20 protein-coding genes, 1 tRNA gene and 2 pseudogenes are annotated in these 18270 nt (G+C 67.4%); 15 read left to right on the top strand and 8 right to left on the bottom strand.

The window, feature by feature from the left end; genetic code table 11:
* Positions 1 to 118: 118 nt before the first annotated feature.
* Entirely contained in the window at positions 119 to 1303 is a 1185-nt protein-coding gene (locus ACOGXE_RS06435) for an amidohydrolase family protein (protein ID WP_419933119.1), read from the top strand.
* A gap of 66 nt (positions 1304 to 1369) precedes the next feature.
* On the opposite strand, the gene ACOGXE_RS06430 is transcribed toward ACOGXE_RS06435, so the two are convergent.
* Positions 1370 to 1729: a hypothetical protein gene (locus ACOGXE_RS06430; protein ID WP_419933118.1), complete on the bottom strand. Its 360-nt coding sequence runs from the start codon at positions 1727 to 1729 to the stop codon at positions 1370 to 1372.
* 62 nt (positions 1730 to 1791) lie between these two features.
* Complete coding sequence (locus ACOGXE_RS06425) at positions 1792 to 2820, bottom strand: TIGR03617 family F420-dependent LLM class oxidoreductase (RefSeq protein WP_419933117.1); 1029 nt, start codon at positions 2818 to 2820, stop codon at positions 1792 to 1794.
* Positions 2821 to 3091: 271 nt separating this feature from the next.
* On the opposite strand from ACOGXE_RS06425, the gene ACOGXE_RS06420 reads away from it, so the two are divergent.
* The 4 genes and pseudogenes from ACOGXE_RS06420 (at position 3092) to ACOGXE_RS06405 (ending at position 6971) form a co-directional block, all read left to right on the top strand.
* Entirely contained in the window at positions 3092 to 3532 is a 441-nt protein-coding gene (locus tag ACOGXE_RS06420) for an SRPBCC family protein (RefSeq protein WP_419933116.1), read from the top strand.
* A 135-nt stretch (positions 3533 to 3667) separates the two neighbouring features.
* Positions 3668 to 5530 (top strand): annotated as a pseudogene (locus tag ACOGXE_RS06415) (sulfatase-like hydrolase/transferase); the annotation flags it as partial.
* A gap of 6 nt (positions 5531 to 5536) precedes the next feature.
* Positions 5537 to 6337 carry a type 1 glutamine amidotransferase domain-containing protein gene (locus tag ACOGXE_RS06410; protein WP_419933484.1) on the top strand — a complete coding sequence of 267 codons (801 nt, stop codon included), beginning with the start codon at positions 5537 to 5539 and terminating at the stop codon, positions 6335 to 6337.
* Complete coding sequence (locus ACOGXE_RS06405) at positions 6330 to 6971, top strand: TetR/AcrR family transcriptional regulator (RefSeq protein ID WP_419933115.1); 642 nt, start codon at positions 6330 to 6332, stop codon at positions 6969 to 6971. The genes ACOGXE_RS06410 and ACOGXE_RS06405 overlap by 8 nt, the downstream gene beginning before the upstream one ends.
* A gap of 45 nt (positions 6972 to 7016) precedes the next feature.
* Here ACOGXE_RS06405 and ACOGXE_RS06400 read toward each other — a convergent pair.
* The 3 genes from ACOGXE_RS06400 to ACOGXE_RS06390 form a co-directional block, all read right to left on the bottom strand.
* A tRNA-Arg gene (locus ACOGXE_RS06400) sits at positions 7017 to 7092 on the bottom strand.
* Positions 7093 to 7334: 242 nt separating this feature from the next.
* Positions 7335 to 8582: a hypothetical protein gene (locus ACOGXE_RS06395; protein WP_419933114.1), complete on the bottom strand. Its 1248-nt coding sequence runs from the start codon at positions 8580 to 8582 to the stop codon at positions 7335 to 7337.
* Positions 8583 to 8938: 356 nt separating this feature from the next.
* Positions 8939 to 10246: a metallophosphoesterase gene (locus ACOGXE_RS06390; protein ID WP_419933113.1), complete on the bottom strand. Its 1308-nt coding sequence runs from the start codon at positions 10244 to 10246 to the stop codon at positions 8939 to 8941.
* Between the two features lie 102 nt (positions 10247 to 10348).
* Between ACOGXE_RS06390 and ACOGXE_RS06385 the strand changes: the two are divergent.
* The 3 genes and pseudogenes from ACOGXE_RS06385 to ACOGXE_RS06375 all read left to right on the top strand — a co-directional run.
* A pseudogene (locus tag ACOGXE_RS06385) lies at positions 10349 to 10660 on the top strand (winged helix-turn-helix domain-containing protein); the annotation flags it as partial.
* Positions 10661 to 10759: 99 nt separating this feature from the next.
* Positions 10760 to 11149, top strand: coding sequence for a VOC family protein (locus ACOGXE_RS06380; protein ID WP_419933483.1), 390 nt, complete (start codon positions 10760 to 10762; stop codon positions 11147 to 11149).
* A gap of 298 nt (positions 11150 to 11447) precedes the next feature.
* Positions 11448 to 11747: a hypothetical protein gene (locus ACOGXE_RS06375; RefSeq protein ID WP_419933112.1), complete on the top strand. Its 300-nt coding sequence runs from the start codon at positions 11448 to 11450 to the stop codon at positions 11745 to 11747.
* On the opposite strand, the gene ACOGXE_RS06370 is transcribed toward ACOGXE_RS06375, so the two are convergent.
* A complete protein-coding gene (locus ACOGXE_RS06370; protein ID WP_419933111.1) occupies positions 11704 to 12324 on the bottom strand; it encodes a winged helix-turn-helix transcriptional regulator in 621 nt (206 codons plus the stop codon). The two genes, ACOGXE_RS06375 and ACOGXE_RS06370, sit on opposite strands and share 44 nt — an antisense overlap.
* Positions 12325 to 12410: 86 nt before the next feature.
* Positions 12411 to 12842, bottom strand: a complete 432-nt coding sequence (locus ACOGXE_RS06365) for a PPOX class F420-dependent oxidoreductase (protein ID WP_419933110.1) — start codon at positions 12840 to 12842, stop codon at positions 12411 to 12413.
* A 143-nt stretch (positions 12843 to 12985) separates the two neighbouring features.
* Here ACOGXE_RS06365 and ACOGXE_RS06360 point away from each other — a divergent pair, with 143 nt between their 5' ends.
* The 4 genes from ACOGXE_RS06360 (at position 12986) to ACOGXE_RS06345 (ending at position 15696) form a co-directional block, all read left to right on the top strand.
* A complete protein-coding gene (locus ACOGXE_RS06360; RefSeq protein ID WP_419933109.1) occupies positions 12986 to 13186 on the top strand; it encodes a DUF2283 domain-containing protein in 201 nt (66 codons plus the stop codon).
* Between the two features lie 324 nt (positions 13187 to 13510).
* Complete coding sequence (locus ACOGXE_RS06355; RefSeq protein ID WP_419933108.1) at positions 13511 to 14134, top strand: DUF6088 family protein; 624 nt, start codon at positions 13511 to 13513, stop codon at positions 14132 to 14134.
* Positions 14080 to 14760, top strand: a complete 681-nt coding sequence (locus ACOGXE_RS06350) for a nucleotidyl transferase AbiEii/AbiGii toxin family protein (RefSeq protein ID WP_419933482.1) — start codon at positions 14080 to 14082, stop codon at positions 14758 to 14760. Before ACOGXE_RS06355 ends, ACOGXE_RS06350 begins: the two co-directional genes overlap by 55 nt.
* A 132-nt stretch (positions 14761 to 14892) precedes the next feature.
* Positions 14893 to 15696 carry a phosphotransferase gene (locus ACOGXE_RS06345; protein ID WP_419933107.1) on the top strand — a complete coding sequence of 268 codons (804 nt, stop codon included), beginning with the start codon at positions 14893 to 14895 and terminating at the stop codon, positions 15694 to 15696.
* A gap of 434 nt (positions 15697 to 16130) precedes the next feature.
* Here ACOGXE_RS06345 and ACOGXE_RS06340 read toward each other — a convergent pair whose 3' ends face one another.
* The gene (locus ACOGXE_RS06340; protein WP_419933106.1) at positions 16131 to 17216 is read right to left on the bottom strand and encodes a hypothetical protein; all 1086 of its coding nucleotides are present in this window, start codon (positions 17214 to 17216) and stop codon (positions 16131 to 16133) included.
* A gap of 157 nt (positions 17217 to 17373) precedes the next feature.
* On the opposite strand from ACOGXE_RS06340, the gene ACOGXE_RS06335 reads away from it, so the two are divergent.
* From ACOGXE_RS06335 to ACOGXE_RS06325, 3 genes are all read left to right on the top strand, one after another.
* Entirely contained in the window at positions 17374 to 17592 is a 219-nt protein-coding gene (locus ACOGXE_RS06335) for a type II toxin-antitoxin system HicB family antitoxin (RefSeq protein ID WP_419933105.1), read from the top strand.
* 67 nt (positions 17593 to 17659) lie between these two features.
* A complete protein-coding gene (locus ACOGXE_RS06330; protein WP_419933104.1) occupies positions 17660 to 17890 on the top strand; it encodes a type II toxin-antitoxin system HicA family toxin in 231 nt (76 codons plus the stop codon).
* Positions 17874 to 18263, top strand: coding sequence for a type II toxin-antitoxin system HicB family antitoxin (locus ACOGXE_RS06325; RefSeq protein ID WP_419933103.1), 390 nt, complete (start codon positions 17874 to 17876; stop codon positions 18261 to 18263). Before ACOGXE_RS06330 ends, ACOGXE_RS06325 begins: the two co-directional genes overlap by 17 nt.
* Positions 18264 to 18270 lie beyond the last annotated feature (7 nt).

Raw genomic sequence — 18270 nt, 5'->3', positions numbered from 1 at the left:
GTCAACATCGGCCCTGTGCTGGCTGTCGAGATGACGACGAGCCGCCTCGCCAACTGCGGCCATCATCATGTCGGAAGGTTGAGCATCATGATGCGGCGGACGAGGACGGGCTGACCTGATGCGGACGGCGATCATCAACATCGGCAGTCTGTTGAGCGGCGACTGGCGCGAGCCCTTCATCGATGCCAACACCGTGGTGACCGACGGTGGGTTGATCTCGTGGATCGGCACATCCGGCGGCGTGGCCGAAGAGTTCGACTATTGCGACGTGGTGATCGATGCGGCCGGAGCCACGGTGGCGCCGGGGCTGATCGACTCGCACGTGCACGTGGCGTTCGGCGACTTCACGCCACGTCAGAACACGGTCGGCTACCTCGAGAGCTACCTGCACGGCGGCACCACGACGGCGCTGTCAGCGGGCGAGGTACACATCCCGGGCCGGCCGCACGACCTGGCCGGCGTGAAGGCCCTCGCGGTGGCTGCTCATAAGTGCTACGAGAACTTCCGGCCCGGCGGCATGCGGGTTCATGCCGGGTCGCTGCTGCTCGAGCCGGGACTGGAACCCGACGACTTCGCAGCCGTCCGGGCCGACGGAGTCTGGCTCTGCAAAGCCGGCTTCGGCGACGTGGAGGGCGCCAAGGACTACGTCGAGCTGGTGGCCATGGCCAAGGAAGCCGGCCTCGTCACCACATTGCACACCGGTGGCTGCTCGATCCCCGGCACGTTCCCAGTGACCGGCGAGGACGTGCTCGACATCAACCCCGACATCTCGTTCCACATCAACGGCGGTCCGGTCGCCATCGAAGACCGCTACTACGACATGATTGCCAAGACCGAGATCGGCATGCAGGTCTGTGCTGCGGGCAACCTGCGCACCGGCATCCTCGCCGCCGAAGCCGCACATCGCCATGACGCCTTCGACCGGCTGCTGATCGGCACCGACACCCCCACCGGCAGCGGCATCATGCCGCTCGGGATGCTCTACACGATCATCCACATGGCCGCCGTCAGCGACCTGGATGTCGTTCATCTCATCGGCGCCGCCACCGGCAACGTGGCCCGGATGTTCGGCCTGAACAACGGCACGATCGCTGTCGGCCGCGACGCCGACCTGATCGTGATCGACGCCCCGCTCGGCGGCACCAAGGACACCGCGCTCGATGCCATGAAGAACGGCGACATGGTCGCAGTGGGTGCCGTGGTCACCGACGGCGTGCCCCGCTTCGTGGGCCGCAGCCGCAACACGCCGCCCACGACCCGCCCGATCACCGTGAGCCGCTCGTCAGTCCTGCAGCAATTCTGACCTCGGCCCGCCCCCGCAGCCATCCTGCCGCTGCGGCTCAAGGCCGCGGCCTCGCTGGCCGCTGGCTCAGGCCGCTTTCATGAAGCGCACGTTGAGGTGCAGGTAGGCGTTCGGGTTGGGGTGCTTGGCCCAGACGTCCTGCCACTCCTGGCTGCCGAGCGTCGACCGGAACCCCTCCTCGCGGGCGGCCCGGCTGGCCCACCGGATGATCCAGCACACGTTGGGCTGGCCGTGGGGTGACACCTGCGGGTCGGACCCGGCGACCTCGGGCTCGTGCCCATCGTCGACCCAGAAATCGATGACGTCGAGGTTCTCCCGCAGCCACGGCGCCGCGTGCTCGGCGGCCCACTCCTTGTAGGCCTCGAACCACTCCGGATCGATCGTGTAGTCGCGGACTTCCACGATGGCTTCTGATGTGTCTGGCATTGCCGCTCCTTCCGTTGAGGTGACACGCAGTCTCGCAGGGGCCTGTGACGCGAACCTTGGGCTCAACTGCCGTCGGTGGGGATCGCCTGGATGTCCTGGATCACGTCGGGCGGCAGATCCGCGCCGATGTCCATGGCAACCGACGCGTTGACCTCGTCGACCAGCCCGTCGAAGTGCTCGGCAATGGCGCCGGCGATCTGGTCATGGCGTCCCACGGCGGCGAACAGCCTCACCACGTCGTCGTCGACGCAGCCGGCCATCTGGCCCCAGCCGTCGTTGCGGGACAGGTGATTGAGCTTCTCGCCCAGATCGCCGAGGTCGTGCTGCTCGAGCACCGGCCAGTACGCCCGGGTGCTGCCGTAGAAGCCGATCCGGTAGCGCACCCACTCGACCATGCGGTCGACGGTCTCGTCGTCGGGGCCGGTGCAGATGAACCCACCGCCGGTCACCCAGAAGTCGCTTCGGCTGCGGCCGGCCCGGTCGAGTCCGGTCTGCAGCTCGGGCATGACTTGACGTCTCAAGTAGTCGGGCGTGCAGAAGCCGTGCAGGCGGACCCCGTCGCAGTGCTGGCCGGCCACCCGCAGCATGGCGGGGCCGACCGCAGCGATCATGATCGGCGGAGTCGGGCCGTCGAGCGGTTCGGGCGTGAAGTTGGGCGTCATCAGCGAGAACTGGTAGTGCTCGCCGTCGTAGCTGAGCCGCTCGCCCGTCGACCATGTGTGCCAGATGGCCCGGATCGCTTGCACGTACTCGGCCATGCGGGGCGCCGGCGCCGACCACGGCACGCTGAACCGCCGCTCGTTGTGGCCCTTGACCTGGCTGCCGATGCCGAGCACGAACCGCCCGTTCGAGGCTGCCTGCAGATCCCACGCCGTCGATGCCGTCACCATCGGGCTGCGGGGGAAGCTGATCGCCACGCTGGTGGCGAGCTTCACCCGCTCGCTGTTGACCGCCGCGATCGCCAGCGGGATGAACGGCTCGTGGCGGTTCTCCATCGTGACGACGCTGTCGTACCCGTCGGCCTCGATCCGCCGCACCTCGTCGGGCAAGGCTGGCAGGTTGTGCTGGGGCAGTGTTGCGCTGACGTGCATGGCGTCCTCCGGTTCGCTGGGGCTCCATGTTGCCGTCGGCGCCGGCTGCCCGCGCTTCTACCGGGTGTGTCTGCGGCATTCGCCTGTCTGCGCGCTGCCTTCGTGCCGGCGTTCGCACATCTGGGTCCGCTGGCGCCGTACGGCCCGCCTCGCCCGTGCTCACCGCGATGCGCCTGGGCAGATGCGTCGCTGCTCAGCGTCGCCAGCCGCGTCAGCCAAACAATTGCCAGTCTCAAGGACAATAGATGGGATCGCCGCTAGGGTTGCGGGCGTGACCGAGACAACCACCACGCTGGCGATCCCGGTCGCCGCCGCCGAGGTGTGGGATGCGCTGGCGGACTTCGGGGAGATCGTCCGCTGGGCCCCGAACGTCGATCACTCGTGCCTGCTGAGCGCCCAGACCGAGGGCGTCGGCACGGTGCGGCGCATCCAGGCCGGGCGCAGAACGCTGGTGGAGCGGGTGGTCGAGTGGCAGCCCGGCGAACGGCTCGGCTATGTCATCGAAGGGCTGCCTGTCGTCCGGTCGCTGCAGAGCACGTGGCACCTTGACGAGCGGGGTCCCCGCACGGTGGTGTCGCTCACCACGGCTGTCGACGCGGGGTCACGCCCACCGCAGAAGCTGGTGGCGAAGGGACTGGCCCGCCAGCTCTCGAAGGTGTCCGACCAGATGCTGGAGGGCCTTGATCTCCATGTACGAGGGTCCACTCCGTGAAGCCGCGATGTCGGCGTGCAGATGCCCTGCCGACGCTGGGCCTGAGCTTGGACGAAGGGTTTTCTTCGTGACGGATCTGCTTCGTCGTCGGACTGTCCGGGTCATGCTGCGACGTGACAGGCAGGTGTCGGCGTCATGACTGCGCGCCCCGACGTGATCATCTTGATGACCGATCAGGAGCGTGCCGCGCCGCACTACGAGCCGGCCGAGGTGCGGGCGTGGCGTCGGCGTCTCGGCGCCGCCGCCTGGTTCGAGGACCACGGCGTGTCGTTCGAACGCCACTACACGGGGTCGATCGCCTGCGTGCCGAGCCGGCCGACGCTCTTCACCGGTCAGTACCCCGACGTGCATGGCGTCACCCAGACCAACGGTCTCGGCAAGATGGCCGATGACAGCAGGATGCGCTGGCTGCGGCCGGGTGAGGTGCCCACGCTGGGCCACTGGTTCCGGGCGGGCGGCTACGACACGCACTACCAGGGCAAGTGGCACATGAGCCATGCCGACTTGATCCATACGGGAGCGCGGCTGGACACCAACGACGACGAGGGCGTGGTCGACGCCGCTGCCGAGCAGGCGTACCTCGATGCCGACCCGCTCGGCCCGTTCGGCTTCTCGGGCTGGATCGGCCCTGAGCCCCACGGCGGGCGACCGGCAGACAGCGGGCTCGTGCGCGACCCCCTGTTCGCCGACCGGGTGGTCGCGTGGCTGGAGGATCGCTATGCCCGCCGCCGGGCCGGCGACGAGGCAGCACTGCGGCCGTTCCTGCTGGTGGCCAGCTTCGTGAATCCCCATGACATCGTGTTCGCCCCGGCATGGCTCGGCCGCCGCGGCCCCGACAACCCGCTGGCCGCCAGCGACGCCGATCCGCCGCCGATCCCGCCGTCGCCCACCGACGACGAGGACCTGTCCACCAAGCCGGCGGCACAGATCGCCTTCCGGGCGTCGTACCCGACCACCTACGGGCTGGCGCCGGCCGTCGACCGGGTGTACCGCAACCAGGCGGCCGAGTACCGCAGCCTCTACTACCGGCTCCATGCCGAGGTCGATGGTCCGCTCGACCGGGTGCGCCGGGCGGTGACCGAAGGCGGCTCCGATGAAGCGGTGCTGGTGCGCACGTCGGATCATGGCGAGCTGCTGGGTGCGCACGGCGGGCTGCACCAGAAGTGGTTCAACCTCTACGACGAGGCGACGCGGGTGCCGTTCGTGATCGCCAGGATCGGCTCGCAGGCGACGGCGGGCCGGGTCGTCGACGATGCGCCGACGTCTCATGTGGATCTGGTGCCGACGTTGCTCGGGGCGGCGGGCATCGATACAGCATCGGCGGCGGCCGAGCTGCGGAGCACCCATTCAGAGGTGCACCCGCTGCCCGGCCGTGACCTGATGGACGTGGTCGACGGCGTTGCGGAGCCGGACCGGGAGCGTCAGGTGTACCTGATGACCCGCGACAACATGCCCGAGGGCGATTCGGGTGCCAGTGCGATGGCCCGGCGGATGGGAAGAACGCCCCCGCCGCTGCGCATCCAGGTGCCGGCCCACGTCGGCGCCAACTTCGAGAGCCTCGTGTGCCGGATTGGTGACGCTCCACCTGATGCCGGTGTCGGCGAGGCCCGGCCTGCTGCTGATGCTGGCGACGCTTGGCCTGTCGCAGCCGCGGACGGTGGCGGCGACGGTGCCGGGTCTACCGGCGCAGGGCACTTGTGGAAGATCGTCCGCACGTTTGACGATCCGGCGACGTGGACGCAGCCGGGCGTACGGCATCTTGCAGCCGACGGCCCGGCAGGAGAGGTGTACCGCACCGAGCCGCTGCCCGATCAGTGGGAGCTGTACGACCTCGATGCCGACCCGGTCGAGGCGCACAACCGCTGGCGCGACCCGACCGCGGCCGAGGTGTTCGCAGAGATGACGGCACGTCTGGCCGACGAGCGAGCCCGGGCCGTGCCCGAGCGCAATCAGCCGTGGCCGTACGCGATGCGGCAGCCCGGCGGAGGCACTGGCAGCTCGACGATGAGCGGATCAGTCAGGGTTCGCCCGCCCGCTCGTGCGCTTCGCAAGGTGCTGCAGCGGCTCGGCATGCATCCCGACGACGTTGAGTCGATTGATGTTGACGTCAGCGGCCGGCGGGCGCTGATTGTCGCCACGAATCATGGCGTGCTGGACATCGGCAAGCCGACCGGGGTGTTCGCCAGCGAGATGACGGTGCCGTACTACGCGTTCGCCGATGCCGGCATGTCGGTGGATGTCGCCAGCCCCAAGGGCGGCGTCATCCCGGTGGACCCGCAGTCGCTGCGCGCCCCACTGCGCACCGAGGCCTGCGATCGCTTCCTCGCCGACGAAGTCTTCAGAGGCAAGGTGCAGGAGTCACTGGCCGTCGGCGACCTCGACGTTGCCGACTACGACGTCGTCTACCTGGCGGGCGGCTGGGGAGCTGCATTCGACCTCGGGTTCTCCGAGGAGCTCGGCCGCAAGATCACCGAAGCCGACGAGCAGGGCAGTGTGATCGGCGGCGTGTGCCACGGCCCGCTGGGACTGCTGCAGGCCAAGGCCGCCGACGGCAGCCCGCTGGTCGAGGGCCGCCGGGTGACGGCAGTGACCGACAAGCAGGTCCGAGAATTGCGGATCACCTCCACGCCCCAGCATCCCGAGACCGAGCTGCGCAAAGCCGGCGCCCTGTTCGAGAGCGTGACCCGGTTCCGGGACCCGCTCGCCAACCACTGGGTAGTCGACGGCAACCTCGTGACCGGCCAGAACCAGAACGCAGCGCCGATGGTCGCCCGCGAGATGCTGCGACTGCTGAGTCATGACTGATCGGGCGTCGACTGGCACGGTGCCGTCGCCTGATGCCGGTGTTCATGACGCGGAGCCCGTGGACGGCCGGGTTGCGCGGCGTGAGCGGAATATCGACGCCGTCCTCGATGTCGTACTCGAGATGTTCGCCGAGGAGTGGCTGTTCCCCACCATGGAGCAGGCAGCGAGCCGGTCGGGCCTGTCGTTGCGGTCCCTGTACCGCTACTTCGCTGATCCGGGCGAGCTGCTCGAGGCCACCATCAGGCGAAACCGGGAACTTGCCGTCCCCGTCGCCCACCTGCACGCCATCGGCGAGGGCCCACTAGCTGCCCGCATCGACGCCTTCGTAGCCATGCGGCTGCGCCTCTACGACACGTTCGGCCCGGTGTACCGGGCGACGCTGGCTCATGCTCACCGGCTGCCCCGCATCAGCGACCAGCTCGCCACGGTCCGCGACGAGCTGCGAGAACAGTTCGAGCTGCAGTTCGCCCCCGAGCTCGCCTCCCGTCCGCCGGCCGACCGTGACGCCGTGCTCGCGGCCGGCGACTTGCTGGTTCAACTCGACTCGATCGACTACCTCCGCCGCCACCGTGCCCTGTCCGCCACCGAGACCGCGGTCGTGCTGACATCAACCCTGAACACGCTGCTGGGCTGAGTCGGCCACAACACCGACGGCGCCTGGGGCCTCGTCGAACACGCCTGGCGCCCTCGGCAGGATTCGAACCTGCGACGCACGGTTTAGGAAACCGACGCTCTATCCCCTGAGCTACGAGGGCAAAATCGGCACACATCCCCAAGAGGGCTGCCCTCGAAGTCTGCCTGATTCGTGGTCCCGCCACGAATCCCATCACTTCTGACGTGATACAGGCTCGCGCCCCACTCGTCACGCATCGATGGATTCGCCACTTGGCAACTCCTCGTTGCCGAAGTGCACTTTGCGTGAGCTATCTGTCCGGTGTCGGTTCGCGGGCCTCGCAGCCCGTCGCGGCTTCACGGACCTCGGAGCCGCGGTGCGGGTCTAGGGCGCTCGGGGTCGGGCGCTGCCGGTTCGTTTTGCGTTTGCAGGTTCGGGTTCTGTCGCTGTGGTGGTGGTCCAGGCGCCGTCGGGTTGGGGGATCATCTTGTGGCCGTGCTGGTGGAGGTGATGGTGGTGGGTGTGGCACAGCAGCACCAGGTTGTCGAGGTCGGTGGGGCCGCCGTCGGTCCAGTGGTGGATGTGGTGGGCATCGCAGCGTGAGGGCGGCTGGTTGCAGCCGGGCCATTGGCAGTGTCTGTCGCGGGCGATGAGCAGCCGTCGCAGCCGCAGCGGCACGGTGCGGCGGGCTCGGCCGGCGTCGGCGGGCCCGCCGGGGCCGCCGAGGATCATGGGGATGATCTCGGCGTCGCAGGCCAGTCGTCGCACGATGTGGGGCGGCAGCTCGACCCTGGCGTCGGTGAGGCCCATCTCGTCGGTCTGGCCGCGCAGGGCGTCGAGGCCGATCAGCACGCTGATCTGCGCCGGAGGCAGCCTCCGCCCGATCGCTGCGTCGTCGTTGCCAACCGGCTGATCGGGGAGGTGGCTGTCTGGGAGGGCGAGGGCACGCAGCCGGTCGACGGCTGCTGTGTCGGTGTCGGTGAGGGTGATGCCCGCGAGCGCGTAGGCGAGCACGTCGGCGTCTCGTTGGGCGGGTGTGCGACGGCCGTTGCGCACTTGTTTGTCGTTGAGCCAGTACTGGCGGCGCAGCGCCTCCAGGCCGGCCTCGACCGCGGCGCCGACCTCGGGGTCGAGCTTGGCCCACAGGCGCAGCATCCCCTCGTGGTCTCGCTGCCAGCCCGCGCCGCGAGACCGGCGCTGCCGCTCGAAGCGCTCCATCGGGGTCTCCACTGAGTGGTCGGCCTCGGCCCGGCGCACCCGCCGACGCGTGGCGTCGGTGTCCTCGCCGGCCGCGGCAGCCGCCACCAGTTCGGCGCGCACCCCATCAGGCACACGCGCGTCGCACAGCGCCTCGGCCTGGGCAGCGTTGATATCCCCCACTGACAGCGCCTCCAGCACCCCATCGTGTTCGCGGGCCTTCTCAGCGCCACGCACCATCTTGCGGGCGTCACGCTCGGACACCCCCGCCGCATCGCGCAACGACAGATGCGGCGCAACATCAGGTGCAACACCAGAGCGGCTCAGCGCATCCAGCGCGCCCAGTACCTCGGCCCGATACCCCGCCAGCCGATTCGCGACCCGCTCGATGTCGCCCAGCACACCCAACAGCGCATCGCGCCCCAACCCGGCCAACGCCGCACCACCCAACCGGGACAGCGACAACCGCTCGGGCGAATCAGGCCGAACAGACAGGCCGGACCGGTCGGGGTAGCCAAGTTCGCGAGACGGCCGGAGCTGGTGAGGCAACGGCGACCTCGGTTTGGGCGATGCGAGTTGGGTCGATTGGGCGGAGCCGGTGACAAGGTGTTCTGCACGGGCGTGGTTGGCGGACGTGTCACCGGCGGAGAAGAGCTCAGCGGATGCGCCCACAGCATCATCGTCGGCAGCGCCCACAGCACCCGCCTCGCCAGCCCGTCCGGCCCCGCCAGGGGCGTTCCTCAACATGGGAACAACCGTACGGAGGGGGTGTCACACGAATACGAAACGGCTCATCGGTCGCCAGCCACCAGATCGATGATGCCGATCGAGGGGCGCACGCCCAATCGCAGCTGCGGGGCGTTGCCGCGTTCACGCCCCACTCCGGTCGACACGTAGATCGGCGTCCCGTGCAGCTCGTGCAGCCCGCCCGCCGCCACATGCCGGGGCACGCCGGTCAACGTCAGCGGGGGGCCGAACAGCGGCAGCGACACCTGCCCGCCGTGCGTGTGACCGGAAACCACCAGATCGACCGGCGTCTGCCGCACCAGCTCGATGGCGTCCGGCTTGTGCCCGATCAGAATCCGCACGCCCGGACCCGTCCGCACGCCCGGACCCGTCCGCACGCCCGGACCCGTCCGCACGCCCGGACCCGTCCGCACGCCCAGACCCGTCCGCACGCCCAGACCCGTCCGCACGCCGGCCGACCCTCCGTCGCCGCCGCCATCGCTGTCGCCATCGCCGCCGCCGGCTAGTCCCACACCATCACCGGTCAGCCCCTGCTCGCCACCAGCCAGTCGCCTCGCCATCCGCCGAGCCGCCGCATCGTCGCCGAACAGCGTCGTTCCGCCCACCCACACCGACACCCCCTTGAGCTCGAACGTGTCGATCTCGTTGTCGAGCACCCTCGCGCCAGTGCCCTCGGTGATCCGGCGCAGCCCCGCAACGGTGTCGGTGTTGCCGCTCACCAGGTACACCAGCGGCACCTCGCCCACAATTCGCCTGACCAGCTCCGTGAACCCCGGCGCCCGCTCGTCGAACAGCCCAGCGTCGAACTGGTACAGGTCACCCGGCAGCAGCACGATGTCGGGCTCGAAACCCAGCAACCGCTCCACCACATCGCGCTCGTACTCACCCACCGCCGTGGTCTGCAGATCGGCCAGCACGCCGATCCGGATCGGCCCGTCCGCGCCGTCCACCCCGTTCAACCCATCCACGGCCAGCGACACCGTCTCCACCCGCAGCCAGAACGGCTCCACATAGGTCGCATACACGCCGACCGGAATGGCAGCCAGCGCGACCACGCACACAGCCGTGACACCCCAGGGCCGCGGCTGCGCCCCCACCAGCACGATGCCCCCGGCCAGCGGCACCCCGACGGTCCCCACCACATAGGCCACATGGATCAGTGTGAACCCGTCCACACCGGTGATGAGCAGCGCCCCGGCACCCAGCACCACCGTGCCGGCGAAACCCACGCCCGCCGCACGCCCGACAACCCGTGCGCCCCCCAGACCAGCACGCAGCCACCGCACCGCGCCGAGCCCCGCGACGCCCCCCACCAGCACAGCGGCCGCAATGCAGTAGTAGTTCAAGATCACCGGCTGCTCGACCCCGACTGAGCAGGGTGCCACAGACGCACCACCCCAACAGGGCGGGTCCGAACATCGGACCAAGGCGGCCCGCAACTGTCGAAGCCGACCGTGTGGTGCCGTTCGCCGTTGACCGCCTCAGCTCTCGATGGCCTGATCCGCGGCGACGAGCCCGCCATCTGCGCCACCCTGAGCCGACTCACACTGACAGGCAAGCTATCACTTGCCTGTTACAGTGCCAGGCCAGTGGCCGACATCTACAAGGCCCTCGCGGATCGGACACGTCGGATCATTCTCGACGAGCTGTCCGAGCGCGATGGCCAGACACTGTTCGAGATCGGAGCACGGCTCGCCTCCAAGCATCAGCTGAGTTCGACCCGCCAGGCGATCTCTCAGCACCTCGGCGTTCTGGAGGACGCCGGACTCGTCTCGACCAGACGTGAAGGCCGCTACAAGTACCACTTCTTCAACCCGGCACCGCTGTCGGAGATCAACCGGCGGTGGCCAAGAAAGGACCCAACAATGAGGATCGAACTCACCGGCGTATTCGTTCATGACCAGGCGCAAGCCCTGGCGTTCTACACCGACGTGCTCGGCTTCCAGACGCGCCACGACATCCCGCTCGGCCAAGACCGCTGGCTGACGGTCGTCTCGCCCGAAGACCCCGACGGGCCCGAATTGCTGCTCGAGCCGTCGCATCACCCGGCGGTCAAGCCCTACCGCGACGCCCTGATGGCCGACGGCATCCCGCTGGCCCAGTTCGCCGTCGACGACGTCGACACCGAGCACCAGCGGCTGACCGAGGCCGGCGTCACCTTCACGGTGCCCCCGACCGATGTCGGCGAAGCCTGGATTGCCGTGTTCGACGACACCTGCGGCAACCTCATCCAGATCATCTCCGTCAAGCCCTGAGGACACTCCCTGGTCGCCTGACGTCAACCCGGGTCCGAAACTGCCTAGCAATCACGTGTGATCACTTGGCATTCTCTGAGGCATGCCTGAGCATCGCCGCCAGGGACACACGCTCAAGGGCAGCTCTGCAATCGATTTTCTGATTGACAAAGAGCGATTGGAGTCGGTGTCTGCGGAGGGACGAACCAGAGCCGCTGATCGATTGATCCAGGACGCGTCGAAGCGGCTTCGTTCTGCCCGCAGTCTTCTCGGTTCGGACAGCGGGTCGGCATTCTCGCTGGCCTACGACGCGTATCGAATGGCTGCAGATTCGCTCTTGGCTCGACAGGGTCTGCGGGCCATGGGCGGTGATGGCTCGCATCGGGCGATCGAGGAAGCAGTCTCGAGCCAGTTCGACGATCAGATTCCGGCATTCTCCAAACTCAGTTTCGAACAGTTCCGCCAGATGCGGAACGCCTCGCAGTACCCAGAGTTTGAATCGCCGGAGTTGACAGACAGCGATGCTCAGTGGGCGGTCGACTTGGCGGGCGATGCGCTCGCCGGCGTGCAAGATCTCATGAGCTCTGTGGAACTGGGCCCGTACCGAGCTGTTTCTTGATTTCGATTGCCACCACTGGGCGTTCGGTGACGGTCGCATGGAAACTGCCAGAGCCGTCTCGAAGCCAGCCGGCGTCTCGAATGACGACGTTGACCGGGCGGCCCAGACGTCCCTCGACGCCGCCGAGCGCTTCGTAAAGCTCGGCTCTGTCGGGCTCGCCCAGCACCAGCACGTCGATGTCGTCGACAGGCCGTCTTCCCGCGACGCCGTGCAGGCGCGCTGCCCACGAGCCGTACACATACGCAGCCTCGATCCCCTCGACGCCTTCCAGCGCCTCGGCGAGGACGAGCGGCGGCCCGAACGCCCTGACCAACAGATCGGACAGGCTGTCGTAGTACGGGCTGTCGGTGTCGGCTCGCACGAACCTGGTGTTGCCCAATCGGCGGCTGATGATGATGCCGGCCGCTTCGGCGCGCTCGACTTCGCGGTGCACCGAGCTGAGCGGCACCCCGACACGATGCGCCAGTTCGCTCATGCTGATTTCGCGATCTGGGTCGCACATCAGATAGGTGAGTACTTCACCTTGCTGACGCGACCGCAAGATGGGGAGCAGGCTCGGCGCCGACCTAACTTCCATACATCGGAAATTATATTCCGTTCAATGGAAGTTGGACATTTCTGACGAGCGATGGGCAGGCCGGCGGGTGGCGGCCGCCCGCGGCGTCAGCGGTCGGCGGGTGTGTGCTCTTCGGCGTGGACCGTGTGGCGGTACGACGTGACGGTGATCCGCAGGTTGACGCAGCCCTCGAAGCGCACCCGGAACGGCTGGTTGGTGTACTTGTGGCTGAGGGCGTCGAGCACGACCATGTCGGGGTCGGGCTCGATCTCGGCCACGCCGCGCAGCTGCAGTTCTTCATAGGGGTTGTCGAGGTCGACGACCGAGATGATCACGCGGGGATCCCGGCGCAGGTTGGCCACCTTGTGCGAGCCGTCCCCGGTGGACACGATCACCGTGGAGGCGTCGACGGGGTCGATCCATACCGGGGCGATGCTCGAGGTGCCGTCGGTGCGGATGGTGGCGAGGTGTGCGAAGTTCGGTCTGCGCAGCAGTTCCTGAACGTCGTCGCTCAAGGCTGCCGGTTCTGATGCCGTCATGGATGCTCCCGTCTCCCGCTGACCCAGCCCAGCATGCCCGCCTCGCGACACCAAGGCGAACCTCAGTCTCCGCGCGACCCCCGACCCCTCGCACGACCGAGCAAGTGGACTGTCAGAATTGACCGCGCAATGCGAGGTGAGTCATGAAGCTGCGAATCGACAAGGAGGACGACGCGCTGTACTTCCATCTTGACGACTCTGCGATCGTCGATTCGCTCGAGGTCGCGCCAGGCGTGGTGTTGGACTTCAACGCTGCCGAGCAGGTCGTCGGTATCGAGATGCTGAACGTGTCGTCCAGATCGCCTCAGCTCAACCTCAACGCGCTTCAATTCGAAACCACGTAGTGGCGCTTGCGGCACACCCTCGTGCTCTATGTTGACGGCCAACGGGAGGCGCGGAGCTCACCGCTTACGCAGGGGAACCTGAGCACTCGGCGTTGAGCCGACTTCAGGCGGACCGGCCTCCCGTTTTGCGCGTCACGGGTCGAAATCGACTGTGGCCTGCGGTTTCAGGGGGCCTACGGTGTCGGCTTCGGGTAGCGGTCCGGCCGACGCTCGTGGGAACGATGCTTCAAGAAGACGCAGCAGCGAATCAGTTGAGTTGGTCAGAAATATTAGATAGATTCCTGACAAACTCAACTAGCCGAAGGACACGAAGGGAGGTCACCCATGGCATCCGTGGCGAACGAGATCACTCAGCAGATGGCCGAGCGCGCCCCGGGGACATGGGTGTGCACCCCCAGAGATTTCCTGGGCCTCGGCAGCCGCGATGCGGTCGACCAGGCACTGTCGCGTTTGGTCAAGGCCGGCACGCTGCGCCGGATCGGGCAGGGCCTCTACGACATGCCGAGGTTCAGCATCAGGCTGAACCGGCCTGCGCCGGCCGACATGGACGCTGCGATAGCTGCGCTGGCGCGGCGGGACGGCGTGCGGATCATGCCTGACGGGCTGGTTGCCGCAAATCGCCTGGGGCTCACCAATGCAGTGCCGGCAAAGATGAGCTACCTCACCGACGGCGCATCCAGGACGCTCAAGATCGACGGCAGAACGGTTCGCTTCCGACATGGCCGGCCTCGGATCATGCAGTGGGCCGGCAGACCAGCGGCCCCGGTGGTTCAGGCACTGGAGTGGCTCGGCCCGGACGCCGCCACCGATGCCCAGGTTGTCGCGACGCTCCGGCGCCGCCTCCCTGACGAGGTCAAGCACGATCTCAGCGAGCACATCAACGACGTTCCCGGCTGGGCGATGCCGCTCGCGCGCAGCATCGTGAGCGGCCCAGCAATCGCCGCGTGAACAAGGCAGTCGAAGGGTGCCGTGTCGTACCTGACGACGACGATGCGCAGACTCTCCTAGTCGAATACCCAACCCTTTACCCCAGCAGCGTCGCTGCGTACGTCGCGCCGAGCGTGAAGATCGAGGCAGGAGCGAGATCAGCTCTTGACCCCAATCGGACCGGCGGCGTGACCGCGTTCATCGGAGATGAACTGCACGGTTTCTTGCTTGAAGCCGGCAACGTCAACGTGCTCTCACCGAACAGGACCTACTGGGAGAAGCTCCTGATTCTGCACGGAGCGCACTGCGGCTACCGAGACGAGCAGCGTCTGCCCGAAGACAGGAACCGGATCTCGCGCCACTACTACGACGCCGCAATGATCACGGCAACCGACCTCGGTGTGTCGGCCTTGACTGATCTCGAGCTTCTCGACGAGGTACGAAGCCACAACCTCGTCGCATTCAGGCAGGCATGGAAGCGATTCGAACAAGCCACGCCTGGCTCGCTGAGACTCGTACCGCAAGCTGGGCTACGGGAGGCGATCGAACAGGACTATGCGGCAATGCAGGACATGGTCCTCGGGGATGCTCCTGAATTCGATTGGATTAACGAGAGGCTGCGAGAAGCCGAGGCCGCCATCAATTGAGGACACGCGGACTTCAGTCAGGGCAGCGGGCGTCGAGCACGACCATCTCGGGGTCGGGCTCGATCTCGGCCACGCCGCGCAGCTGCAGTTCATGAGCCTCGGCGCCGCGGCAGCCGCTGCCAGACTGCGGCGGTGAGCGAGGAGCTGCTGAGCGGTGGGCTGGCCAACGCCGGCGCTGTGGTGCGCGACGGCCCGCATGTGCTGCGGCCCGTCACCCCGTACACACCGAGCATCCATCGCTTCCTGGCCTCGCTCGAACGATCCGGCTTCCAGGGTGCGCCGGTCCCAGTCGGGCTCGACCCTGACGGGCGGGAACGGCTGAGCTTCATCGACGGAGACGTCCCTGTGCCGCCCTATCCCGACTGGGCACAGTCGGATTCGGTCCTCGCATCGGCCGCCGACCTGATGAGGCGCTTCCACACGGCAGCGAGCTGCTTCGACCCATCCCCGATGGCGTGGAACACCGAGCTGGCCGATCCGGCGGGCGGAAGGGTCGTCTGCCACAACGACGTGTGCCTGGAGAATGTCGTCTTTCGAGATGGGCGGGCGGTGGCGCTGATCGACTTCGACTTCGCTGCCCCCGGCCGTCCGCTGTTCGATCTCGCCTATTTCGCCCGCATGTGCGTTCCGATCGACGATGACGTGAGCGCTTCCCGGCTCGGCTGGCACGATGCCGACCGGGGACATCGGCTGCGGTTGGTTGCCGAGAGCTACGGGCTGGAGGTCGCCGAGCGCGCCGAACTGCTCGGCCTGCTCGACCGGTCCATGCAGGTCGGCGGGGAGTTCGTCCGTCGCCGCGCGGAGGCCGGCGATCCCAGCTTCGTGAAGATATGGGAAGAGATGGGCGGTCAGCAACGGTTCGATCGCCGCCGGGACTGGTGGGCCAAGCACCGACCCCACATCGAATCGACCGTCTTGGCGATTGGCGGGCGATAACGAATCCCGCGCTTCGGGTCGCTCCTCGGCTGCGCGCTGCCGCCGACCTCAGTTGTTCTCGGAAGAACTGCTCGACTCGTCGCGGCGCTTCGGCGGCGGTGGCAGCGAGCCCTTCGGGAAGTCCTTCGGGCCGATGCTGTTCTTCGGAATGTAGCCGGCTCGCCTGTCCGGCGGCCTCGGCCGCCGACCTTTTCGCTTAAACATCGCCGTCGTCCTCCCGAGTCCCTGGGTTGAATTCTAAGTAGGCCACATTCGGCTGATCGATCAGGATCCCAGTGTGCGTGCGAGCCATGCGGCCGTCGTCATCCCAGAGCGGTTCTCCGGTTCGCTGATCTAAGTGCACGCCATCAGAGATGAAGAGATCGAACGACTCGCCACCGGGGTTGCCAGCGGCTCGGGACGTTCCAGCAGCAGCGCCACGTCGCAACAGCGGCCTATTGCTGACCTGCCAGTTCGGAGCAGCGAGCGATCAGCTCGTCAGCCACCTCGGCGGTGCGTCGGCCCAGCCCGCAGGCTGTCGCTACGTCCACCGTGCCTCCCCAGGCATCCTCGATGGTGCGCAGGAGCTGGGCGAGATCGTCCATATCGGGCTGCTCGTGCACGAAGCCCGCCACGAGACGTGTCCCCGACGGCAGCCTGAGCCGCCGCAGAGCGCCGTACGACGCAGCCTTCGTCGGCGCCGGGCTTGTGCCGGCGGCGAACGGAAGATGCACATAGCTGAGCTGCCGCGTTGACGGCCACCGGTCGATAAGCGCGTTGGCGAAGTCGATCAGCCGCCCGAACTTGGTCGGGGCGATCACGGCCTTGTTGTTGAGGTCGCCGTAACACATATGCAGCCCGACCGGCACTCCGTCGGGCAGACGCCTCGCCAGGTCCAGAGCTGTCTTCGTTGCCGTTCCGAGCAGCGGCTTCGGCAGTCTGTGCGCCATCACCACCTCGGCCGGGGCTTCGATCTGGAAGATCAGATTCTCAGCACCGAGCTCGCCCTCGATCACCGCGGCTTCACGTTCGAGACAGGCGGCGAATGCGCCGGCGAGCCGCATTGCGCGCCTCGGGCTGAACACCGCAGCCCCGATGCCGAGGCCTGTCGGCAGACCGACTTGCATTCGCAGATCCGGCCGCCCCGCAGAAGGTCGCAGCTGCTCGAACTGCTGCCAGCTGCGCAGCGCGTACGTGTCGTAGCGCAGCTCCAGCCGCTCGGCGAGCTCGTCGGAGTCATGCTTCGGACGCAGTCGTGCGGTCGACTTGAAGTCCACCGGAAAGCCCTGATCGCCCATCGTGCCGGCCTTCACGACGTCGAACAGGGCCGAGTCCGACGCGAGCCGGCCTGCGAGACCCGCCACCCACTGCGAGCGGTCACCGTTGGGGTACTGCTCGGAACGCTCCCCGATCTCGCCGTCGGGCAATGCGACGAGCTTGTCGCCAGCCAACTCGAGCGCCCGGGCCATCGCCGACGCCTCATCGTCGTAGGGAAGCGAGCCGACCAGCAGCACCCGTCTCGACGCTGTTTCAGGTGCCATCGGTTCAGCCTCCGCTTCTGACTCCGCTGTCGAGTATGTCAACCAGCATTGTCGCGACGGATCAAGCACGGCGAAATGCGGCCGCGAGGGCCAAAGCAACTCTGCGATCCCGCACCCCTCGGGACATTGCCGCCGCTGCTGGCAAGATGGTTGAACCATGAAATCTGAAGTGACCACCTTGGGACATCGCGTCGAAGTCGTGCGTTCTGGCGACTGGTGGGCGATCACGGTTCCCGCGCTCCGGGGCGTTTTCTCGCAAGCGAGGAACCTTGATGAGGTGCCGGCAGCAGCTCGCGAGGCGATCGCCTTGATGCTCGACGTCGATCCCGCTGAGGTGGGCCCGATCGACGTGAGTGTGCAACCGCAGCAGGGTTAGGCAGAGCTTCTGGCCGAGTAAGGCCGTCGCCGTCGAGTCGGTCCGGGAGCTGCCCAGTTGCTTGGAAATGACAGAGGTCCCTCACATGGAGGGACCTCGGGTCCTGTACGACGAAGCGAACAGGGTGTTGTGCCTCGAAACTACCGCCGCACTGCTGCAGCGCCTACGCGACGGCTGGGCCCATGCACGAACACGAGGCAGCCACCGCCAGTTTCGACATCCCGATAAACCGGGCGCGGTCACGATCCCCGTAGCTTGGGAGACGATGTACCGAAGGGCACGTGGCTCAACATCTTGAGACAGGCGGGCCTCCGGCGGAGTTCGTGATGAAGCTGACCTACGCAGTCGTCATCGAGCAGACCCCGAACAACTACGGCTCCTACGCGCCGGACGTCCCGGGATGCATCAGCACCGCCGCAACCCCCGATGAGATGCTCGCGAACATCCGCGAGGCGCTCGCCTTCCACATCGAAGGCCTGGTCGAGGGCGGCGACCCCGTACCGGTACCCACGATGTCGATCGACGACGCCATTGCGCACCACAGCGGGCCTGTTCCGGAGGACGTGCTCAGCTCCTACTCCGAGTTCGGCGACGCCGCCGAGACCCTGTCGACCCGGTTCGAAACGGTCGAAGTCGAGATCTCAACTCCTCAAGCGACGCTCGCCGGCTGACGTCAAC

This window comes from Candidatus Poriferisodalis sp. (genome assembly GCF_965208555.1).
Lineage (GTDB): Bacteria > Actinomycetota > Acidimicrobiia > Acidimicrobiales > Poriferisodalaceae > Poriferisodalis.
Note: the sequence above shows the minus strand (reverse complement) of the source record. Positions and strands in the feature narration are given on the sequence as shown.